Here is a 19,880-nt window from a genome sequence, read left to right as displayed (position 1 = left end):
GTTATTTTAAGGACACGGTAAAACACACATTTGCCAGCTGTGAGAAGTGGATGAAAGCTTGAAAATCCACTTCTGTAAAACACCTCTCAGATGGTCCTCTATCTGCATAATAAAAGCCGATCACTTTATTATCCACCAACAAGGGCGCCACTAAAAAACCCGACTCTGGCAATTGCACTTTTAACTCACGACATTGTTCTTGCCATTTTTTTGCACTCGGATTATCAACCCAAAGTGACTCCTTATGCTCCATCGCCATTGGAAATAACCCCTTTTTATCCCCAAGTTCGATAATAAATAATCGCTTCATTTCCTCTGCATCTCTGCCAAGCATAATTCTTGGCTGTAGCTGTTTACGGCTAGGAGACAACAGCAACACACCACAGCGATCAACTCCAACCCCCTCTAAAATACCCTCAAGTACGGTTTGCATGATTTGATTAAAATCGGCTTTATTGATTGCAAAAGCGGTAAGCTCACGCAGTTTAGCTAATTGGATATTTAAATTGGCGGCAAAAATCGGTAGTTCTACTTCTGGCAAACGAGACTCAAGCTTATCGAGCCTCTTGGGATCAGGTAGATAGTCAATCAACACTTTAGCGCCATAGGCTTCAGCTAATTTATGGGTCGCCTTGGTACAACGCTGCATTCTTAAGGTAAATTCACTCTCATCCAGCCCGGTAAAGTTGGCCGCTTGAGTTATAAATTTCTCAAGATCGATCTGATCTGGTATCGCCACAGAGAGCGTTTCGCAAAGTTTATCCGCTAAAAATATACAGCGTATTTCAGGACGAGAGTCATCGGGATTATTTACCGCTTGGATCAATAATTCCCCCAATCCCCAATGGCGAGCAATACTCTGGGTTAGCTGTGAAAAAGAGGTACCTAATGATTCACGAATAAGAGTTCGCTCTTCTGCTGGAGTTTCACATTTCGTTAATTGGCTATCGAGGGTTTCGGTAAATTCTCCCCCGATACTCCAAAACGCACTCTCACCAATATGAAAAAGCAAACAGGCTATAAAGGCCTCCTCTTGAATATCATCATCATAATGACTCAGCATCATCCGAGTTAACATGGCAGCTTGAAATGCCTTAGCCATTAATTTGATTAATCTTTGATATACTGAAGGCGAGAGGTTTTTACTTTCTAACAAGCTAGATAATAATTGTGCAGTGATACAAATATTACGAACTGCATCAAAACCAAGCACAATAGCGGCTCGGCTTACAGTAGAAATTTGCGTACTGCCCTTATGGTAAATAGCGCTATTTGCGACCCGTAAAATACGTGATGTGAGGGCGTTATCATGCATCACGCTACGCCCTAATAAGGCAAGTGAAGAAACGTCATCCTTGGCAAGCTTTTCTAACGTTTGGACGGTGGAACAAAGCGCTGGCATTTCCAACTCACTTATCCGTTTTGTCCAATAATCAACCCCTTTATTAGTATTATTAGGTTTCAACCTAGCTTTCCCTTGATGGTTTAATGTTATTGTTTTTAGTATAGATAGGCTTAAAAAATTCGCCTTGCATCTGGTTCACAATTCAACGATTGATTTTTAAATCCGCAATAGGCTGAACTGAAAACAAAGAAAAGCCCAAGGTTTAACTTGGACTTTAATCAATTATGCCTGCAGATGTAATTTAAAAACCCGCAGTACTTTATCAATATCCTGGCGCGAGACATCTTTATGGGTAACAAAACGTATGGTACGCCCAGGACTAATCAAAATGCCCTCATTACGACAGCGTTGCGCTAAGGCCTGTTCATCGATATGAGAAGCTAAGGTTGCAAACACCATATTGGTTTGAACGGATGGCAAGTCAATTTCAAACTCGTCTAATAGGCTTAACTGTTGGGCCAGATATGCAGCGTTTTGATGATCATCTGCCAACCTTTCAACTTGCGCAGTTAGAGCTAACTCCCCCGCAGCTGCTAGAATCCCAGCTTGACGCATACCGCCACCAAGCATTTTTCGCCAACGCGTCGCTTTTTTAATGAGGCGTTCATCGCCTAAGAGTAACGATCCGACTGGCGCGCATAATCCCTTTGATAAACAGATCGAAACGGAATCAAAGTGTACGGCGATATCAGCAATAGCGATCCCTTGTGCCACTGCGGCATTAGCCACTCTTGCACCGTCTAAATGAATTTTTAAACCGCGCTGAAAAGCCAGTGCCTGCGCATTGGCAAGATAGGTTTGGGGCAACACTTTCCCCCCGATAGTATTTTCCAAACTCAGCAAGCGCGTTCGGGCAAAATGAATATCATCAGGCTTGATTGCCGCTTCAATTTCGCTAAGAGCAATAGTCCCATCTAATTGATTTGTTAGCGGTTGTGGTTGAATACTACCTAACACCGCCGCACCACCACCTTCAAATTTATAGTTATGAGCTTGCTGACCGCATAGATATTCATCCCCGCGCTCACAATGCGACATCAAAGCCAGTAGATTGGCTTGGGTGCCAGATGCCGTAAAAAGTGCTCCCTCAAAACCAAACATCTCGGCGGCCATGTCCTGTAAACGGTTAACGCTCGGATCATCACCATAAACATCATCACCCACTTCAGCCCTCGACATGGCTAAACGCATTGCCTCAGTAGGCTGGGTTACAGTATCACTGCGTAAATCTATCATTTTGTCCTCAACTTCTTCTGCCTATCCCCTATGCGCATGTCAAACACGCCTAGCGACTCTAGCCTTAAAGGAAAAAATTGTATAGCTTGCTGACATAGCTGCCGATAAAACATACAACCTAATGCAAAATTTAATCTGATATAATTGATTTATATCGAATAAATGGCAAAACTTGGCGTTATAACGTTTAAAAGCTACAATAGCCAACTAGGATGCTCCTGCTAAAGCGATGCCAATCTCCTAGTGATTTTGACTGCTAGATATTAAACATAAGGTGATTTGTGGTGAATATATCCGTAATGCAATGGATTAAACTAGCCTCTTTAGCATTGAGTTTAACCCTCATGCTACCAGCTTATGCATGGCAGGATACAGATCAAGATGGCGTGCCCGATATTAAAGATGCCTGCCCCAACACAACCGCTAACACTACGGTGATGGCAAATGGCTGTGTTTATGAAGTCGAAGCCACGGCCACTACTATTCAATGCAATCTCAATGACCCCAGCACCTATTCAGCTCCTGATTGTGATCATATTGAGACAGCCATTGTGTATTTTGAGTTTGCGATAGCAGAGGTAGATTTATCGCAGTGGAAAGCATTAGCCTTAGTCAAAGCATTTTTAGAGTCAAATACTGATGTTCATTTAATCTTGGTTGGGCACACAGATATTGTCGGCACACCTGAGTTTAATTATCAGTTATCACTTCAACGTGCGCAAAATGTGAAACAAATTTTGGTTGAAGACTATGGATTCAACCCAAATCGCTTTACCGTTGTCGGTAAAGGTATATCTGAACCAGTAGCAGATAATCGTTCCAGCGAAGGTCGCAGATTAAATCGACGAGTACAATTTTTCGTCAATAATAAGTAGTTTTGTTAGCGTATTTTTAGGGAGTAATTTAATGGAAAACCTTGAAGGCTTATTAAAGCAGGCTCCAGATCTGATCATGACCTATGGAGTGAAGATCTTATTTGCCCTTGTTATCTTTTTTGTCGGTAAATATTTTTCCGGCGTTGCGCAAAAGGTAGTGCGAAAGCTACTCAACAGCCGCAAAGTTGATCCAACGGTAGTCTCTTTTGTAGCCAACTTATCGTGGGCTGTTGTGTTTGTCTTCACCATTATCGCCACCTTAGGCCAAATTGGTGTGCAAACCGCATCTTTAGTCGCAGTTATCGGTGCCGCCGGTTTAGCGATAGGTTTAGCGCTGCAAGGATCATTATCTAACTTTGCTTCAGGCGTGTTAATGGTGTTATTCCGCCCATGTCGCGTGGGTGACTATATTGAAGCTGCTGGTATTGCTGGCACTGTTGATGAAATCACCATTTTCTCAACTAAATTACGTACACCAGATAATAAGGTTATCGTTGCGCCCAACTCTTCAATCATGAATGGCACGATCACCAACTACTCAGCCTTAGAAAATCGTCGTATCGATTTAGTCATTGGCGTGTCTTATTCTGCAGATATTGCCCAGACTAAAAAAGTTTTAACCGAGATTTTAGATAACAACCAATATGTGCTGAAAGAACCGGGTTACACCGTGGGTCTGTCTGAACTAGCAAATTCTTCAATTAACTTTGTAGTTCGTCCTTGGGTAAAAACGGCGGATTACTGGACAGCTCGTTTCGAGATTTTAGAACAAATCAAAAATGCGCTTGATGCAGCCAATATTGAAATTCCATTTCCACAAATGGATATTCATGTAAAACAACTGCCCGAGAGCAAATAATCAGCAGTGATATTAGAAGGCCGGTGAAAACCGGCCTTTTTTATGGTGATAAGTCGGATTTTGGCGTACCTTAACCGAATATGCACACATATCTGAGTAAGAGAGAGAATATGCCAAAGTATGTTTCATTTCTGGCCGCTGGCTGTGTTTTTAGTTTAATGCTGCTCAGCCCTATGGCGATTGCCAGCAATAAAACCCAAGTAATGATGGGTGAAAAGACTGTCACCCTAGAAGGAAAATTACCTCAACTTGAGCAAATGGCCCCAAGATTTAAAGTCGTTGATGATAAATTCAATCCAATCAACTTAACCGACTTTAAGGGAAAAACCATCCTGATTAGTGCAGTGCCTAGCTTGGATACGGGTGTTTGTGCGTTACAAACTAAACGCTTTAATAGTGAGGTCAGCCACTTTTCTGATGATGTCGTCATGCTAACCATCAGCACGGATTTACCTTTCGCGCAAAAACGTTTTTGTAAAGTTGAGAATGTCGAAAATATTAAAGTGTTATCCGATTCTGTTTGGCGTGATTTTGGCGAGAAGTATGGTCTGTTAATTGAAGATTATGGCTTACTTGCACGGGCGATTTTCATCGTCGATGCCGAAGGTAAACTCAAGTACCAAGAATTAGTACCCAACATTGCCCAGCATCCAAACTATGATGCCGCGCTAGAGGCGCTAAAAACCATTCAAGCACAGTAATAAGCATAAAAATAGGGCATTTAATGCCCTATTTTTTACTAGTGCGTATGTTGGTCGCCGTTGGCTTGATAGTCGAAGGTAGGCATAGACCAATGATAGCGTAATGCTAACATCCGCCAGCTAAATCCAAAACTTAAGCAAATTAATAGATTAATCCATTCAGCCAATTGATAGGCGTTTAGCGTGATATATAACCCCGCCGTAAAGAGTGAGATTACCGCATAGAGCTCTTTCTTAAAAATCAAAGGCACTTGATTACAAAGAATATCGCGAATAACACCACCAAAAACACCGGTAACCAATCCCATAACGACCGCAATAGTTGGACTAAAACCAAGCATCAGGGTCTTTTGCGCGCCAACAATTGAGAATACCGCTAAGCCTAAGGCATCGATTGCCAAAAACAGCTTAGACAAATAACGCATAACTGGCGCAATCGCGACAGTTAACAAAGATGCAAATGCAATCGCAATTAGATAGTGGACATTCTCGACCCAAATCAAAGGGTAATTTCCAAGTAACATATCTCGTAAGGTGCCGCCACCGATAGCGGTAGCACAACCGATAATGACTACGCCGAATAAATCCATCTGCTTACGGCCAGCTGCTAATGCCCCAGTCATGGCCTCAGCCAAAATCCCAATCAGCCATAATAATCCGATAAATTGCGCTTCTTGCATTTAAACTACTTATTACCCATGCATAAAAAACGGATTTTGCCTGATAATCCATGGGCTGGATAATGAGATTATTTAAATTTTGTCATTAGAATATTTAATCTATTGATACCATTTATGCATTAGTCATTTCTAATTTTCAATATCACGCTACGCCACAATCCTTAAATAACAATAAATTAACTAATAGATAGCAGTCCACCACATTCAATTAAGCTTATTTTTTGATAAGTTTTAATAAAGCATAATCAATTAAACTTTGAAATTTTGTAGAAAACTCAACATCACGTCATTCAAGCCTAAATTTTGGCCACAAAAAAGCGGCCTAATAGCCGCTTTTTTAGACTAAAAGTAAATTATTTGTTTTCAGGTTTCGGAGGATAATTCGCCATGACACTTCCAACGGCGTCATTGATGAGCTGGACTCTTTCAGAAGGAGTATTTTTATCACGAATGGTGTCAGCCACCGAACCACGCCATATTAACTTAGCGGTTTTATTATCAACTAAATCAATGATCAACGTACCAACTTCGTATTCTCTCACCGTGGTTTGTGTTTGCATGTTGCCACCCCATCCCCAACCAGGACCATAGTAAGGGTTATAGCCAAAGTTGGTATTGAAAGTATCGACATTAATCTTTTTGTCGATTTTAGTCAGGTAGTTAACTAGGACATCAGCGTCTTTTGTATCGACTAACGTCATGCCCTTAGCAGAAAGTTGTGCATTAACTGCATCACGCACTCGCTGATCCATCAGACCATCGAGATGATAACCTGAAGCATCGGTCTTTTGTGCTACCCAAGCATAGGTTTTGTATTGAGAGAAATTGGCACTGGGATCATAGTCCCAACCAGACTTAAGAGAACTACAAGCACTCAAGGCCAGCACTGCTAACCCTACGATAAAATTTTTCATGGTGATTTCCTTGGATTTCGTAAAGAACACAAATGAGCCGATAAATAAATTTAGCTTACAGAGCAATGGCCGATTCTACAACTCAATATAATGAAAAGCAGAGCGTTATTCAGCTTGACTTCAGTAATCGATTTAAATGATAATGATTATCACTTAAAGCGATTAAGGGATAAATAACATGTACTGGTTCATTAGCGCATTGATTGTTGCATCAGCAATTTTCTGGCTAGCGCCACAAAAAGCCTCAATCGACACCAATAACAATAAACTCACGCCTCATCTCCCGATGATGTTATTGTTTTTGCCTTTGATTGTAATGAGTTGGCTGATATTCGAAGCTGTATCAAATGGTGCAGACTACACCACAATTGCCGCATTTGGTTTTGTTGCCACAGCCTGTTTAATTGCACTTCCCAAATTACATCGTTTTATTATGCCCTGCGCCCTACTCACCGCATTGGCATTAATCGCTATGGTTTTGCAACATCTATAAATTCCATTTGAAAACATGCTACTTCCCTGCAAAGAGCTAGCATTTACCTTCGGCCACTTTCAGTCTCTGTCTGTGGCCTTTTTTTACCTCTACTTTTTACCTCCACGAAGCATAATGAATTTGATAGACTTAAGCAGTTTACATTCAGATAAAAGATGACTTATGAGAGTAGATCCCAACGTTTCCTTAGTATACAGCACTGATAAAGGTCGCATTACTGCCGAACCAGAAGCAAAAGCACTCCCCGCATCCGATGGCATTGTGCGTATCCACAGAGACAGCAAAGGCCGTAAAGGTAAAGGTGTCTCGGTCATTTCAGGCCTAGGGCTTGACGATGCTGGCTTAAAAGCACTAGCACAAACACTTAAAAAACAATGTGGTTGTGGTGGGACGGTTAAAGATTTCACGATCGAAGTGCAAACCGATAACCGTGAACTACTCAAACAGTTGCTTGAAAAACAAAACTATAAAGTCAAATTAGCCGGCGGTTGATACGCCACGATCCTAAGTAGCTGGATTTTATCTATCGATCAATGCATGTGGGCTGAACGGAGCATTTAATGGAGAGTTTGCAGAACCATTTTTTAATCGCCATGCCATCACTCGATGACACTTTTTTTGAGCGCACCGTCATCTATTTATGTGAGCACGATGAAAAAGGCGCCATGGGACTAGTGATTAATAAACCGCTGGGCATTGAAGTTAACTCATTGCTCGAGCAGATGGATCTCCCAACAGAGCAAGTGTCTGCCGATTTTGCGATGGGATCGCAAGTCTTAATGGGCGGGCCAGTTTCCCAAGATAGAGGTTTTGTACTGCATACTTCCCAACCCTATTGGGCCAATAGTACGGAATTAGGCTCGGGACTGATGCTTACCACATCTCGAGACGTATTAACCGCTATAGGCAGTAAGCGCTCGCCAGATAAGTTTCTCGTGGCATTAGGTTATGCTGGCTGGAGTAAAAATCAGTTAGAGCAAGAACTTGCCGATAACTCTTGGCTTACGATCCCCGCTGATCACACCTTACTCTTTGAAGTAAACCACGAAGATAGATGGCAACAAGCTAGCCGTTCACTGGGATTTGAGGCTTGGCAACTTTCAACACAGGCAGGCCACGCCTAATCTCACTTTATTTAACGAGTTAATATCAGATGAATACTAAAACCGTGTTAGGTTTTGATTTTGGTACAAAAAGCATCGGCGTTGCCGTAGGGCAACAAATTACCTCCAGCGCAGCACCACTTTTATCTCTTAAGGCCGTTGATGGCATTCCAAATTGGGATGAAATAGCCAAACTCATCCAAGAGTGGCAACCCGATTTAGTCGTCGTGGGTTTACCGCTCAACATGGATGGTACAGAACAAGAAATGACCCACAGAGCAAGAAAATTTGCCAATCGACTAAACGCTAAGTTTGGGGTCAAAATTGTCACTCAGGATGAAAGACTCACCACCACAGATGCAAAAGCTAGGCTATTTGAACTCGGCGGCTTCAAAGCCCTCACCAAAGGTCAAGTTGATGCTGTGTCAGCCGTATTGATTGTCGAAAGCTATTTTGAAAATCATTTCGGCGACTAATGAGCGATATCAAAACAAAAGGATAGCCTGAGCTATCCTTTTTTATCTCAACTGTTATAAAGCTTACAGATAGGGTTTAACCAAGCTCGCCATCATGCTGATATGGTCATCATTATCATTTAGCGCTGGAATATAACGGAACTTCTCCCCCCCAGCATGAGTAAAGATATGGCCATTTTCGCCCACGATCTCTTCTAACGTCTCTAAACAATCGGCACTAAATGCTGGACACACAATCGCAACATCACGCACACCTTGACTCGGCAGAGCCGCCATCGTCGCATCCGTGTAAGGTTGTAACCATTTAGCTTTACCAAAACGTGACTGGAATGTAATCGCAAATTCATCTTTGGCCAAACCCAATTGCTCAGCCACAAGACGAGTGGTCTTCATGCAAAAACAATAATAGGGGTCACCCAGATGAAGATTACGCTCAGGCATACCATGGTAAGACAGCACTAACTTTTGTGGCTTGCCATGTTTGTCAAAATCGGCACTAATCGAATTGACTAATGCAGCAATAAACTCAGGGTTATCGTGATAAGTATTAATAAAATGCAGCGAGGGCAAATAGCGCCATTGACAAAGTTCCTTGGCAATAGCGTCAAAAGCGGAACCCGTTGTCGGCGCAGCATATTGGGGATATAAGGGTAAAACAACTATCTTATCAATCCCTTGCTTATGCATATCCTGTAACGTGTTTGCCACTGAAGGGTTACCATAGCGCATAGCTAAGTGAACCGACACTGGATAACCATCGGCGGTTAATTTATCAGACAATTTAGCCGTTTGCCGCAAACTGATATCCATCAGTGGCGACCCAGCTTCTGTCCACACCTTTTGATAAAGTGCCGCGGACTTTGCTGGGCGAACGCGCAGCACTATGCCATGTAAAATCAGCATCCAGAGGAGTTTTGGAATTTCTACCACCCGAGGGTCGGATAAAAACTCTGCAAGGTAACGCCTTACGGCCGATGCCGTTGGCGCATCTGGCGTGCCAAGGTTAAGTAACAACACACCCACTTTGCCACGCGTTGCGTGACCCATCTCTTTTGATAATCCTAAAAACCTAGCCAAAGTAGCCTCTTAAAATTTGTAAATGAATAAATTGGGCATTAAAGCACGGATTCTATTGCCTGTTTAAGCTCGGCACTATCGGGTTTAACCTTAGAATTAAATTGCTGCACAGTATTGCCATCGCCACTCACTACATATTTGTAGAAATTCCACTTGGGTGAGCCAGCTTTATCGCCTAAGTATTTGAATACACTGTTAGCATCACTACCTCGGACGGGAGACGTCGCGAGCATGGTGAAGGTGACACCATAGTTGATGTAGCACACCTTAGCTGTGTCTTTTTCATCATTCTCCTCTTGGAAAAAATCATCCGAAGGGAAACCAATTACCACTAACCCTTTATCTTTATATTGTTGATGGAGTGCTTCTAAGGCTTTAAATTGCGGCGTATAACCACAATTACTGGCGGTATTGACCAGCAGCACAGGCTTACCCTGAGTGAGCTCACATAAGTTAACGCTCTGTTCTGAGTGCAATTTACGCACTTCAACATCAAGGTAGCTTGGGCATGTTGCCGCCAAAGCGCTGGTGCTCATCAAGCTAGTCAAGATAAATAGCGGGAGTTTCATCATAATGTCCTTCTTATTCAATGATCCAAGATAGGCGAACTTATTCTTATTACGTCACTTGCTACGGTAAAGATCATATTGAATAAAAAAATAAAAGCTACAAGGAGTTATCGATTGCTTTAGCTGACAAAAAAGCAGCTCAATCGAGCTGCTTTAACACACGACAAAATAGGATCAATCCATATCCAAGGTCACGCCTTCCATAAAGCTCGAACTGGCGGGTTCTTTATTTTGCAATTTAATCATTAACCGCAAGTCGTTGGGTGAGTCAGCATGGTGAAGCGCGTCGGCATAACTGATCTCCCCATCGACATAGAGCTTTAACAGAGCTTGGTCAAAGGTCTGCATGCCTTGCTCATTCGATTTGGCCATGGTTTCTTTGAGTAGATGCAGTTCATTTTTAGCAATCAAACTCGCGACACGTGGCGTATTGATCAAGACTTCAATCGCCGCCCGACGACCTGTTCCATCAACTTTAGCCACCAGCTGCTGCGCCACAATGCCACGCAGGTTGAGTGACAAATCGAATAATAGCTGTTGATGTTTACTTTCTGGCACTAAGTGCATAATCCGGTCTAATGCTTGGTTAGCGTTGTTCGCGTGCAGTGTCGCCATACACAGATGGCCCGTTTCAGCAAAGGAGAGCGCAAACTCCATGGTTTCTTGGGTTCGAATTTCACCGATAAGGATCACATCAGGCGCCTGACGCAGCGAGCTTTTCAGCGCCGCATCAAAGGACTCTGTATCTATGCCCACTTCACGTTGGGTAATGATACTTTTGCGATGATCGTGCACAAATTCCACAGGGTCTTCAATCGTCAAGATATGCCCGCGGGCATGGGCATTGCGGTAACCGACTAATGCAGCTAAGGAAGTCGATTTACCGGTCCCTGTCCCCCCCACCATGATGATAAGTCCACGCTTACTCATCACCAGATCTTTTAAAATCGGTGGCAGTTTTAAATCATCCACTTCAGGGATTTTCGTCTCAATCCGGCGCATAACACAACCCGGAGACTCACGCTGCCAGAATGCGCTGACGCGAAAACGCCCCAACTCCTTAACCGCAAAAGCAAAGTTACACTCACGAGTCGTGTGAAACTCCTTCTTTTGCGCCTCCGTCATCACGGACTCGACAAAATCCAAAGACTGCGCGGGCGTGAAGGCACTCTCGGCTAACGGGCGTAACTCACCATCGATTTTGGCGCTCGGCGGAAACCCTGCGGTAATAAACAAGTCCGAGGCTTTACGCTCCACCATGACTTTTAAAAACGGACGGACATCCATCATAAATCCTTAAAACGTCGCTTGTTTGTTTGAGCTCTTCGCCATGGCATCCTCACGGGTAATGAGGCCTCGGTTAACTAAGTTTTGCAGACACTGCTCAAGAGTTTGCATGCCATGGGCCATCCCCGTTTGAATGGCGGAGTACATCTGCGCCACTTTATCTTCACGGATAAGATTTCGGATAGCGGGCGTACCCATCATAATTTCGTGGGCAGCAACACGGCCACCACCGATTTTCTTAATCAGGGTTTGCGAAATAACCGCCTGTAATGATTCAGATAACATGGTACGAACCATGTCCTTTTCACCGGCAGGGAAAACGTCAACCACACGGTCAATAGTCTTAGCCGCCGACGTGGTGTGTAAGGTACCAAAAACTAAGTGACCCGTTTCAGCCGCAGTCATCGCCAGACGAATGGTTTCAAGGTCACGCATCTCACCCACGAGGATAACGTCAGGGTCTTCACGCAATGCGCTACGCAGTGCCGCGTTAAAGCTGTGGGTATGGCGATGCACTTCCCGTTGGTTAATCAAACATTGCTTGTTGGGATGAACAAATTCGATTGGGTCTTCAATGGTTAAGATATGATCATGGCGGTTTTCATTGATGTAATCGACCATGGCCGCAAGTGTGGTACTCTTACCGGAACCTGTAGGCCCAGTGACTAACACTAACCCACGGGGAAAACTGGCAATTTTTTTAAAAATTTCAGGCGCACCTAACTGCTCAAGTGACAAGATATCACTGGGAATGGTACGAAATACCGCCGCAGCGCCGCGAGATTGGTTAAAGGCGTTCACACGGAAACGCGCTAAATTAGGGACTTCGAACGAAAAGTCGATTTCTAAATGTTCTTCAAAGTCCTTGCGTTGTTTATCATTCATAATGTCATAAACAAGGCTGTGTACACCCTGATGATCGAGCGCGGGCAGATTGATTTTTCTCACTTCACCGTCGACACGGATCATGGGAGATATCCCTGCAGAGAGGTGTAGATCCGAGGCTTTGTGTTTTACACTAAAAGCTAATAACTCAGTGATTTCCATAGTTTGGGATATCCTTGCAACTAGATAATTACATCATGACAACAATAGCAGACAGACTCGCCCACGCCCAGAGCAGGATCGCGCAAGCGGCGCAAAAATGCGCACGCTTACCTCACACTATTCGCTTACTTGCCGTCAGTAAAACTAAACCTATCGCAGATATTATAGCCGCCTATAATGCAGGCCAGCGTTGCTTTGGTGAGAACTATGTTCAAGAAGGTGTGACAAAAATTGAAGCGCTAAAAGATACTCATCCCGATATTGAATGGCATTTTATTGGGCCTCTACAATCCAATAAGACCGCCTTAGTTGCCCAGCACTTCGATTGGATGCACACCCTTAGCCGAGAAAAAATTGCCCAGCGGCTTAATGAGCAGCGCCCCACTCACCTTGCGCCGCTTAACGTGTGTATTCAAATCAACATCAGTGATGAAGACACAAAATCTGGTATTGATGCCGAGCAAATGCTACCGCTAGCCAATATCATCAGCCAACTGCCGCAGTTAAGGCTCAGAGGCTTAATGGCTATTCCCACTGCAACCGATAACATTACCCAGCAAACCTGGGAACTTACCGAGCTCAAGCAGTTATTCGAGACACTGAAACAGCATTATCCCGATGTCGATACACTATCAATGGGCATGAGTAATGATTTGGACATCGCTATCGAGTGCGGCTCAACCATGGTGCGCATTGGCAGCGCCATCTTTGGAGAGCGGGATTATTCCTCAAAAGAAACGATCAATTGAGTCGATAAGTATCAAACCTATTGCCATTAAAGAGGTCATTGCCAACCATCGCTATCACAGATTGAAAACTAAGGTATAGCAACTGACTCGGTATTTGGTCTTGTTTTTACAGGCTAAAGCCCAAATACTGTAAAGAGACATTAAATAGAAATTTTTATCCGGTCTAATTTTGTCATCGCTGAACCATAGGATTCAGCCCTAGGCCAGACATTATGGGGTACACATGAGTCAACAAAAAATCTGCTTTATCGGCGCGGGCAATATGACCCGTAGTATTATCAGCGGCTTAATTCGTAGCGGTTATCCAGCATCACAGGTTCAGGCGACCAACCCAAGCCAAGGTAAACTCGACGCTCTCGCTCACGACTTTGGTGTGCGTGTATCCCAAGATAATGTTAGCGCCGCCCAAGATGCCGATGTCATCGTATTATCCGTTAAGCCGCAGTTAATGGAACCAGTCTGCCAAGCACTGCAAGACATTGATATGTCTAACAAGCTGATCATTACCATTGCCGCAGGGATTAAAGCTGAACGCTACAGCCAGTATTTAGCACAACCCATCACGCTGGTTCGCACTATGCCAAACACCCCAATGCAAATCGGCGTCGGCATGACGGGACTCTACGCACCGCAACCCCTATCGGATGCACAAAAAGCGATTACTGAACGATTGATGTCCAGCGGCGGTGAAATAGTGTGGGTAAATGAAGAATCTGAAATTAATCAAGTCATTGCCCTTGCTGGTAGCTCACCAGCATATTTCTTCCTGCTGATGGAATCGATGATTGATGCGGGTAAACAAATGGGCATGGACGAAGCCAAAGCCAGAAGCTTAGTGCAGCAAGCCGCCCTTGGTGCTGCTATGATGGCTAAACAAAATCCTGAGCTCACGCTGGGTAATTTACGGGAAAATGTCACCTCTAAAGGTGGGACAACGGCGCAAGCCATCGCCACATTCGAAGCAGCAGATCTCCGTGGCGTCGTAAAAAAAGCCATGGAAAACTGCATTAATCGCGCAGAAGAAATGGCAAAAACATTTTAATTAAACCACTTTCCCGACGGCTCAAACAAAGATAACGGGCGTTTTTAATTGGACTCATATAGGCAGAAATCTCGATGAATGCATTAACCTTCTTGATCAGCACACTCTTCGATTTGTATTTGATGGTAGTGATTTTGCGGCTCTGGCTCCCCTTGGCACGGGCCGATTTTTATAACCCTTTTAGTCAATTTATCGTGAAAGCAACTCACCCACTCATCGCCCCAATGCGCCGAGTGATCCCATCAATAGGAAGATTTGATACAGCCTCGTTTGTGTTGGCATTATTGGTTGTCATCGTAAAAGTCTTGCTATTGAGCCTTATCGCCGGTGGCGCTATTGATATTGTGCTGTTCTTTGTATTTGCGCTTGTCACTGTCATCAAACAGACGGGCATTTTGCTGTTTTGGATGTTGATCATCCGGGCGATTTTGAGCTGGTTCAATCAAGGCTATAATCCGATCGTGATGATTATGGGGCAATTAACCGAGCCCATTTTGGCCCCAGTGCGCCGCATCATTCCGCCAATTGGTGGCTTAGACCTGTCGGTAATGTTGGTGATTATCGGCATGAACTTTATCAACATGCTGTTGGCGCAATACGTACCTTTTTGGGCTGTGATTTAATGAGCGCAGTCATTATGCAGCAAGGCGACTTGCTGCTTAATTTGTATATTCAACCTAAAGCGAGTCGCGATCAGATAGTTGGGCTTCATGGTGATGAGTTAAAAGTTGCCATTACCGCCCCGCCTATCGATGGCAAGGCCAATGCCCATTTAAGCAAGTATTTAGCCAAGGCCTTTAAAGTCCCTAAAAGCGATGTTCACATCCTTAAGGGCGAATTGGGGCGCCATAAACAGGTACGGATTAGCGCTCCTAAAAACGTCCCGACAGAAATCGCGACACTGCTCGAATAAACACAGCGTTGGAAGTCTAGGTTCCGATACATATAATCAAGCAATCTCTCATATTAAGTTAAGGTACAACATTATGTTACGTAACCTCCTAATCATGCTCGCATTAACCGCGAGCCTTTGTGGTGTAGCAAACGCCGAGCAAAAAGAAACCGTCGGTAATTTTGATATTCATTATATCGCGTTAGGAAGTACCTTTCTGACCCCCAGTATTGCTAAAACCTATGGCATTGAGCGTAGTAGCTACAAAGGTATTATCAACATCGCGGTATTAGATACGAGCGAAACAGGCTCACCCGCTGTTCCCGTAGAAATCACTGGCGTTGCCAATAACTTACTTGATGCGCGTATCGATCTTAAATTTAGAGAAATCCGTGAAGGTAACGCCATTTACTATATTGCTGAAGTGCCATACCGTGATGATCAAGAGATTAATTTCAACATCGCCATCAAGTATAGGAACCAGCTGAATACTAACCTACAGTTTAAACAAAAGTTCTACGTCGAATAATTTCAGCCTCACAGGCAGGACGATACCAATTATCGTCCTGCCTTTTTCTGTCCTTTACCGCCAAGCTTGGGTATCATTGCCGCCGTAAACATCGCTCAATGAAATAGGTATCCCATGCAACAAATCGTCCTCGCCAGTGGCAATAAAGGTAAACTTGCCGAATTCGATCAAATGCTCGCCGCCTACGGCGTAAAAGTGCTGCCACAGAGCCAATTTAACGTTAGCGAAGTGGCCGAAACGGGCACCACCTTTGTCGAAAACGCCATTATCAAAGCCAGACATGCGGCACAAATTACTGGACTTGCCGCCATTGCCGATGACTCGGGATTAGAAGTCGATTTACTCCAAGGTGCACCGGGCATCTACTCTGCGCGCTATGCGGGGGAGAATGCCAAGGATCAAGACAATGTGTTAAAACTCTTAGACACATTAAAGGATAATCCTGCGCCGCGTACGGCCAGATTCCAATGCGTTTTAGTCTATATGCGCCATGCGAAAGACCCAACGCCCATCATTTGCCAAGCCTCGTGGGAAGGCCAAATCGATTTCGTGCAACGGGGTGACAACGGTCATGGTTACGATCCGATTTTTATTCCAGAACACCATGATTGTAGCGCAGCCCAAATGAGCAGTGACGAGAAAAATGCCTTGAGTCACCGTGGTAAAGCGTTAGTGCAACTGATTGCTGCCATGCAGGAAAAAGGCGTATTTACCGACGGGAACGCCCAATAATGTCAGTGAATGTGTCACCTCAGTTAACCCTGCCGCCGTTGAGCTTATACATCCATATCCCTTGGTGTGTACAAAAATGCCCTTACTGCGACTTTAACTCCCATGGGCAAAATGGCGAATTACCCCAAAAGGCCTATGTGGATGCGCTGCTAGCGGACTTACACCAAGACTTGCACTTAGTACAGGGCCGTAAGCTGCACACTATTTTTATTGGTGGTGGAACGCCGTCTCTGTTTGATGCCAATCAAATCAAACGGATATTAGATGGTGCCAATGCGCTCATTCCCTTCAGTGACGATATTGAAATCACCATGGAGGCCAACCCAGGCACCCTAGAGCACGATGACTTTAGCGCCTACCGCGCCGCCGGGGTCACCCGGTTATCGATTGGGGTACAAAGCTTTTCTAAGGATAAGCTTAATCTGCTGGGGCGAATTCACGATCAAAACGAAGCCCAAACCGCCGCCCAAAAAGCCAGCCAAGCGGGTTATTTAAGTTTTAATTTGGATTTGATGCATGGACTTCCGAATCAAAGTTTCACCGAAGCCATGGCAGATATCGATACCGCAGCCGCACTCAATCCTCCGCATTTGTCTTGGTATCAATTGACGATTGAGCCCAATACCCTGTTTCACTCCAAGCCACCGCAACTGCCCGACGATGAAGATCTCTGGCAGATCTACGAACAAGGGCAACAAAAGTTAGCGGCACTCGGTTATGAGCAGTATGAAATCTCGGCCTATGCCAAACCTGGCTATCAGTGCCGGCATAACCTTAACTATTGGCAGTTCGGCGATTATTTAGGTATAGGCTGCGGTGCCCATGGCAAAGTGACCTTACCTGAAGAAAATCGCATCATTCGTACGGTCAAAATTAAACACCCTAAAGGTTATTTAGCGGCCAGCAACTATACCTTCGAACAAACTGAAGTCGCTCAAGAAGATCGCGCCCTCGAATACTTGATGAATCGTCTGCGCCTAATGACGCCAATCCCTAAACAAGAGTTTGAAGACAGAACCGGTTTACACCGAGACACCTTAAAGGATGGGATGGAAAAGGCCAAACAACGGGGTTTACTCACCGAATCAGCTGAACATTGGCAATTAACCAGTAAAGGTCACATGTTTGTGAACGATTTACTAACGCAATTTTGTTAATTCACTGATTAAATTCCCCGTATAAATAATGTGTTAGCCTAGGTTTCTCGATGAGATATCTATTATGGCTAACACATTTTCTAACATTTATATTCATACATTTTTCCCCTGCTTCTTTAGAATTGCCTGAACATTGTTAAGGAAGCCTGATCATGCCAATAAAAACGAACATCAGCTTAGTCGCATTTACTCTCTCCGCCCTGCTTGTACTGCCTTCCTATGCAGTGCCCAGCTTAAATGACTCACATAATGTAACCAGTAAAAGTATTGCCGCCCAAAGCGAGTCAGAAAAAGCCAACGCCTTGTTTGAAACCATCTTCATGGAAAACATTATGGCAAGCCCAATTGCGCAAACCTATATGGGCATTAAGCAGGACTATGATAAGTGGGATGACATTGGCGACGAGGCGGATGCCCGTGAGTTGGCGCGCACTAAGAAACAACTGGCCGAAGTGAATCAACTGGATGCGAGTAAACTTGACCCACAAACTCGCCTAAGCCTGACATTACTCACCCAAAACCTGAATAACGAAATTAAAGACTATCAGTGGCGTTACCATAACTACCCAGTAAATCAGATGCATGGTGGCCACTCGATGATCGCCTCCTTCCTGATTAATCAACACCAGATCACCGATGTCAGCGATGCTAAGGCCTATATCAGCCGCTTAAATGGCGTGCCCAAACGCCTAAGCCAACTGCAACAGGCGCTAGAAGTGCGCGCTGATAAAGGCATTATTGCGCCTAAATTTGTGTTCGGTTACGTGATATCTGACAGCCAAAACATCATTAAAGGCGCCCCCTTCGATAAAGGCGAAGACAGTGCACTGTTAGCGGATTTTCGCAAAAAAGTGAATGCACTCAGCATCTCCGAGGCAGAAAAAGCCCAACTGATTGCCGATGCAGAAAAAGCACTAGTCTCGCAAGTTGAGCCTGCATACAAGACGCTTATCGCCTATATCAAAACCTTAGAAGCCAAGGCCGATACCCGCGATGGGGTTTGGAAACTCCCAGACGGCGAGGCGTTTTATAACAATGCCCTTGCACGCACGACGACTACCCACATGACGGCGGATGAAATCCATCAGCTCGGTCTTGCCGAAGTGGAACGCATCCATAATGAAATGCGCGCCATAATGAAAAAGGTGAATTTTAACGGCACCTTGCAAGAGTTCTTCACCTTTATGCGCGATGATCCGCAGTTCTATTATCCAAATACCGCCGAAGGCAAGGCGGCATATTTAGCCGATGCAACCAAGCTTATCGATAATATGCGCTCACGCTTGGATGAAGTCTTTAAGGTCAAGCCAAAGGCAGCCATGATAGTCAAACAGGTTGAATCCTTTAGGGAAAAATCTGCGGGTAAAGCCTTTTATGAACAACCGGCGCCCGATGGCTCTCGCCCTGGCAGCTACTACGCTAATCTCTACGATATGAAGGCCATGCCCAAATACCAAATGGAAGCACTGGCTTACCACGAAGGGATCCCTGGGCACCATATGCAAATCGCCATTTCGCAGGAGCTGAAGGATATTCCTAAGTTCCGTAAGTTCGGTGGCTATACCGCCTATATCGAAGGTTGGGGGCTCTACAGTGAGTCTTTCCCGAAAGAAATGGGCTTATATGCCGATCCGTACTCCGATTTTGGTCGACTGGCGATGGAGTTATGGCGAGCTTGCCGTTTAGTCGTCGATACCGGGATCCACGCCAAGCAATGGACCCGCGTACAAGGGATTGCTTATTACGTCGATAATACCCCTAACGCAAAATCCGATGCGAAGAAAATGGTGGAGCGTCATATCGTTATGCCATCGCAAGCCACAGCCTATAAAGTTGGGATGATTAAGTTACTCGAACTGAGACACAAGGCGGAAAAACAACTGGGTGATAAGTTTGATATCCGGGATTTCCATACTTTAGTCTTGGCTAACGGCGCGCTGCCTTTGGATGTGCTAGAAGAGCAAGTCGATCAATGGATTGCCAGCGTTAATAAAGCCTAAGCATAAAGCTTGGGAGGCTAACGCTAGCCTCCCTTGAACGCCGTTGCGAATAACATC

23 protein-coding genes are annotated in these 19,880 nt (G+C 44.5%); 15 read left to right on the top strand and 8 right to left on the bottom strand.

The annotated features are described in order from the left end of the window. Window position 1: 1 nt before the first annotated feature. Together JM642_RS06175 and ltaE are read right to left on the bottom strand one after the other, a co-directional pair. Window positions 2-1,465, bottom strand: coding sequence for an HDOD domain-containing protein (locus tag JM642_RS06175; protein WP_169547838.1), 1,464 nt, complete (start codon window positions 1,463-1,465; stop codon window positions 2-4). Between the two features lie 162 nt (window positions 1,466-1,627). Continuing rightward, on the bottom strand, window positions 1,628-2,641 hold the full coding sequence (gene ltaE / locus JM642_RS06170) for a low-specificity L-threonine aldolase (protein ID WP_055647827.1): 1,014 nt from the start codon (window positions 2,639-2,641) through the stop codon (window positions 1,628-1,630). Window positions 2,642-2,940: 299 nt separating this feature from the next. Here ltaE and JM642_RS06165 point away from each other — a divergent pair, with 299 nt between their 5' ends. The 3 genes from JM642_RS06165 to tpx all read left to right on the top strand — a co-directional run bounded on the left by JM642_RS06165 (window position 2,941) and on the right by tpx (window position 5,076). Then, window positions 2,941-3,516, top strand: a complete 576-nt coding sequence (locus tag JM642_RS06165; protein ID WP_203433745.1) for an OmpA family protein — start codon at window positions 2,941-2,943, stop codon at window positions 3,514-3,516. A 31-nt stretch (window positions 3,517-3,547) separates the two neighbouring features. Further along, window positions 3,548-4,375 carry a mechanosensitive ion channel domain-containing protein gene (locus tag JM642_RS06160; RefSeq protein ID WP_037420742.1) on the top strand — a complete coding sequence of 276 codons (828 nt, stop codon included), beginning with the start codon at window positions 3,548-3,550 and terminating at the stop codon, window positions 4,373-4,375. Window positions 4,376-4,485: 110 nt separating this feature from the next. Continuing rightward, window positions 4,486-5,076, top strand: coding sequence for a thiol peroxidase (gene tpx, locus JM642_RS06155; protein WP_037429419.1), 591 nt, complete (start codon window positions 4,486-4,488; stop codon window positions 5,074-5,076). A gap of 38 nt (window positions 5,077-5,114) precedes the next feature. Here tpx and JM642_RS06150 read toward each other — a convergent pair whose 3' ends face one another. Together JM642_RS06150 and JM642_RS06145 are read right to left on the bottom strand one after the other, a co-directional pair. Next, the gene (locus JM642_RS06150) at window positions 5,115-5,756 is read right to left on the bottom strand and encodes a trimeric intracellular cation channel family protein (RefSeq protein ID WP_037420748.1); all 642 of its coding nucleotides are present in this window, start codon (window positions 5,754-5,756) and stop codon (window positions 5,115-5,117) included. A gap of 353 nt (window positions 5,757-6,109) precedes the next feature. Further along, on the bottom strand, window positions 6,110-6,670 hold the full coding sequence (locus JM642_RS06145) for a DUF4136 domain-containing protein (RefSeq protein WP_055647824.1): 561 nt from the start codon (window positions 6,668-6,670) through the stop codon (window positions 6,110-6,112). A gap of 178 nt (window positions 6,671-6,848) precedes the next feature. On the opposite strand from JM642_RS06145, the gene JM642_RS06140 reads away from it, so the two are divergent. The 4 genes from JM642_RS06140 to ruvX all read left to right on the top strand — a co-directional run bounded on the left by JM642_RS06140 (window position 6,849) and on the right by ruvX (window position 8,742). Further along, on the top strand, window positions 6,849-7,163 hold the full coding sequence (locus JM642_RS06140) for a hypothetical protein (protein ID WP_037420754.1): 315 nt from the start codon (window positions 6,849-6,851) through the stop codon (window positions 7,161-7,163). 162 nt (window positions 7,164-7,325) lie between these two features. After that, entirely contained in the window at window positions 7,326-7,655 is a 330-nt protein-coding gene (yciH, locus tag JM642_RS06135) for a stress response translation initiation inhibitor YciH (protein ID WP_047533731.1), read from the top strand. Window positions 7,656-7,723: 68 nt separating this feature from the next. Further along, a complete protein-coding gene (locus tag JM642_RS06130; protein WP_069453279.1) occupies window positions 7,724-8,287 on the top strand; it encodes a YqgE/AlgH family protein in 564 nt (187 codons plus the stop codon). A 29-nt stretch (window positions 8,288-8,316) separates the two neighbouring features. Then, window positions 8,317-8,742: a Holliday junction resolvase RuvX gene (gene ruvX / locus JM642_RS06125; protein WP_203433161.1), complete on the top strand. Its 426-nt coding sequence runs from the start codon at window positions 8,317-8,319 to the stop codon at window positions 8,740-8,742. Between the two features lie 63 nt (window positions 8,743-8,805). On the opposite strand, the gene hemH is transcribed toward ruvX, so the two are convergent. The 4 genes from hemH to JM642_RS06105 form a co-directional block, all read right to left on the bottom strand. Next, the gene (gene hemH, locus JM642_RS06120) at window positions 8,806-9,789 is read right to left on the bottom strand and encodes a ferrochelatase (RefSeq protein ID WP_172589094.1); all 984 of its coding nucleotides are present in this window, start codon (window positions 9,787-9,789) and stop codon (window positions 8,806-8,808) included. Between the two features lie 68 nt (window positions 9,790-9,857). Continuing rightward, complete coding sequence (locus tag JM642_RS06115) at window positions 9,858-10,391, bottom strand: glutathione peroxidase (RefSeq protein WP_037420768.1); 534 nt, start codon at window positions 10,389-10,391, stop codon at window positions 9,858-9,860. A 171-nt stretch (window positions 10,392-10,562) separates the two neighbouring features. Beyond that, a complete protein-coding gene (locus JM642_RS06110) occupies window positions 10,563-11,675 on the bottom strand; it encodes a PilT/PilU family type 4a pilus ATPase (RefSeq protein WP_037420771.1) in 1,113 nt (370 codons plus the stop codon). Window positions 11,676-11,684: 9 nt separating this feature from the next. After that, window positions 11,685-12,722, bottom strand: coding sequence for a type IV pilus twitching motility protein PilT (locus JM642_RS06105; RefSeq protein WP_037420775.1), 1,038 nt, complete (start codon window positions 12,720-12,722; stop codon window positions 11,685-11,687). A 35-nt stretch (window positions 12,723-12,757) separates the two neighbouring features. Here JM642_RS06105 and JM642_RS06100 point away from each other — a divergent pair, with 35 nt between their 5' ends. From JM642_RS06100 to JM642_RS06065, 8 genes are all read left to right on the top strand, one after another. Continuing rightward, a complete protein-coding gene (locus JM642_RS06100) occupies window positions 12,758-13,471 on the top strand; it encodes a YggS family pyridoxal phosphate-dependent enzyme (RefSeq protein WP_203433159.1) in 714 nt (237 codons plus the stop codon). 223 nt (window positions 13,472-13,694) lie between these two features. Then, window positions 13,695-14,513, top strand: a complete 819-nt coding sequence (proC, locus tag JM642_RS06095) for a pyrroline-5-carboxylate reductase (protein WP_144344750.1) — start codon at window positions 13,695-13,697, stop codon at window positions 14,511-14,513. A 74-nt stretch (window positions 14,514-14,587) separates the two neighbouring features. Continuing rightward, window positions 14,588-15,136, top strand: coding sequence for a YggT family protein (locus tag JM642_RS06090; RefSeq protein WP_037420784.1), 549 nt, complete (start codon window positions 14,588-14,590; stop codon window positions 15,134-15,136). Further along, entirely contained in the window at window positions 15,136-15,426 is a 291-nt protein-coding gene (gene yggU / locus JM642_RS06085; RefSeq protein ID WP_037420787.1) for a DUF167 family protein YggU, read from the top strand. The genes JM642_RS06090 and yggU overlap by 1 nt, the downstream gene beginning before the upstream one ends. 73 nt (window positions 15,427-15,499) lie before the next feature. Next, window positions 15,500-15,934 (top strand): DUF4426 domain-containing protein, encoded by a 435-nt coding sequence (locus JM642_RS06080; protein ID WP_172589097.1) that lies wholly within the window; start codon window positions 15,500-15,502, stop codon window positions 15,932-15,934. Window positions 15,935-16,048: 114 nt separating this feature from the next. Then, a complete protein-coding gene (gene rdgB, locus JM642_RS06075; RefSeq protein ID WP_011625625.1) occupies window positions 16,049-16,666 on the top strand; it encodes an RdgB/HAM1 family non-canonical purine NTP pyrophosphatase in 618 nt (205 codons plus the stop codon). After that, window positions 16,666-17,823: a radical SAM family heme chaperone HemW gene (hemW, locus tag JM642_RS06070; RefSeq protein ID WP_203433157.1), complete on the top strand. Its 1,158-nt coding sequence runs from the start codon at window positions 16,666-16,668 to the stop codon at window positions 17,821-17,823. Before rdgB ends, hemW begins: the two co-directional genes overlap by 1 nt. 152 nt (window positions 17,824-17,975) lie before the next feature. After that, a complete protein-coding gene (locus JM642_RS06065; RefSeq protein WP_203433155.1) occupies window positions 17,976-19,823 on the top strand; it encodes a DUF885 domain-containing protein in 1,848 nt (615 codons plus the stop codon). The last annotated feature ends 57 nt before the right edge of the window (window positions 19,824-19,880 follow it).

This window comes from Shewanella sp. LZH-2 (assembly GCF_016859145.1).
GTDB classification, from domain to species: domain Bacteria; phylum Pseudomonadota; class Gammaproteobacteria; order Enterobacterales; family Shewanellaceae; genus Shewanella; species Shewanella xiamenensis.
The sequence above is the reverse complement of the archived record's forward strand: the minus strand, read 5'-3'. Positions and strand labels throughout refer to the sequence as shown.

Bases quoted from the DNA above. Each gene is read 5' to 3' on its own strand.
- JM642_RS06160 (WP_037420742.1), top strand. From the start codon at position 3,548: ATGGAAAACCTTGAAGGCTTATTAAAGCAGGCTCCAGATCTGATCATG.
- yciH (WP_047533731.1), top strand. From the start codon at position 7,326: ATGAGAGTAGATCCCAACGTTTCCTTAGTATACAGCACTGATAAAGGT.
- rdgB (WP_011625625.1), top strand. From the start codon at position 16,049: ATGCAACAAATCGTCCTCGCCAGTGGCAATAAAGGTAAACTTGCCGAA.
- yggU (WP_037420787.1), top strand. From the start codon at position 15,136: ATGAGCGCAGTCATTATGCAGCAAGGCGACTTGCTGCTTAATTTGTAT.
- JM642_RS06115 (WP_037420768.1), bottom strand. From the start codon at position 10,391: ATGATGAAACTCCCGCTATTTATCTTGACTAGCTTGATGAGCACCAGC.
- JM642_RS06065 (WP_203433155.1), top strand. From the start codon at position 17,976: ATGCCAATAAAAACGAACATCAGCTTAGTCGCATTTACTCTCTCCGCC.
- JM642_RS06150 (WP_037420748.1), bottom strand. From the start codon at position 5,756: ATGCAAGAAGCGCAATTTATCGGATTATTATGGCTGATTGGGATTTTG.
- JM642_RS06145 (WP_055647824.1), bottom strand. From the start codon at position 6,670: ATGAAAAATTTTATCGTAGGGTTAGCAGTGCTGGCCTTGAGTGCTTGT.
- ltaE (WP_055647827.1), bottom strand. From the start codon at position 2,641: ATGATAGATTTACGCAGTGATACTGTAACCCAGCCTACTGAGGCAATG.
- ruvX (WP_203433161.1), top strand. From the start codon at position 8,317: ATGAATACTAAAACCGTGTTAGGTTTTGATTTTGGTACAAAAAGCATC.
- JM642_RS06090 (WP_037420784.1), top strand. From the start codon at position 14,588: ATGAATGCATTAACCTTCTTGATCAGCACACTCTTCGATTTGTATTTG.
- hemW (WP_203433157.1), top strand. From the start codon at position 16,666: ATGTCAGTGAATGTGTCACCTCAGTTAACCCTGCCGCCGTTGAGCTTA.
- JM642_RS06080 (WP_172589097.1), top strand. From the start codon at position 15,500: ATGTTACGTAACCTCCTAATCATGCTCGCATTAACCGCGAGCCTTTGT.
- JM642_RS06130 (WP_069453279.1), top strand. From the start codon at position 7,724: ATGGAGAGTTTGCAGAACCATTTTTTAATCGCCATGCCATCACTCGAT.
- JM642_RS06100 (WP_203433159.1), top strand. From the start codon at position 12,758: ATGACAACAATAGCAGACAGACTCGCCCACGCCCAGAGCAGGATCGCG.
- JM642_RS06110 (WP_037420771.1), bottom strand. From the start codon at position 11,675: ATGGATGTCCGTCCGTTTTTAAAAGTCATGGTGGAGCGTAAAGCCTCG.
- proC (WP_144344750.1), top strand. From the start codon at position 13,695: ATGAGTCAACAAAAAATCTGCTTTATCGGCGCGGGCAATATGACCCGT.
- JM642_RS06165 (WP_203433745.1), top strand. From the start codon at position 2,941: ATGCAATGGATTAAACTAGCCTCTTTAGCATTGAGTTTAACCCTCATG.
- tpx (WP_037429419.1), top strand. From the start codon at position 4,486: ATGCCAAAGTATGTTTCATTTCTGGCCGCTGGCTGTGTTTTTAGTTTA.
- hemH (WP_172589094.1), bottom strand. From the start codon at position 9,789: ATGGGTCACGCAACGCGTGGCAAAGTGGGTGTGTTGTTACTTAACCTT.
- JM642_RS06105 (WP_037420775.1), bottom strand. From the start codon at position 12,722: ATGGAAATCACTGAGTTATTAGCTTTTAGTGTAAAACACAAAGCCTCG.
- JM642_RS06140 (WP_037420754.1), top strand. From the start codon at position 6,849: ATGTACTGGTTCATTAGCGCATTGATTGTTGCATCAGCAATTTTCTGG.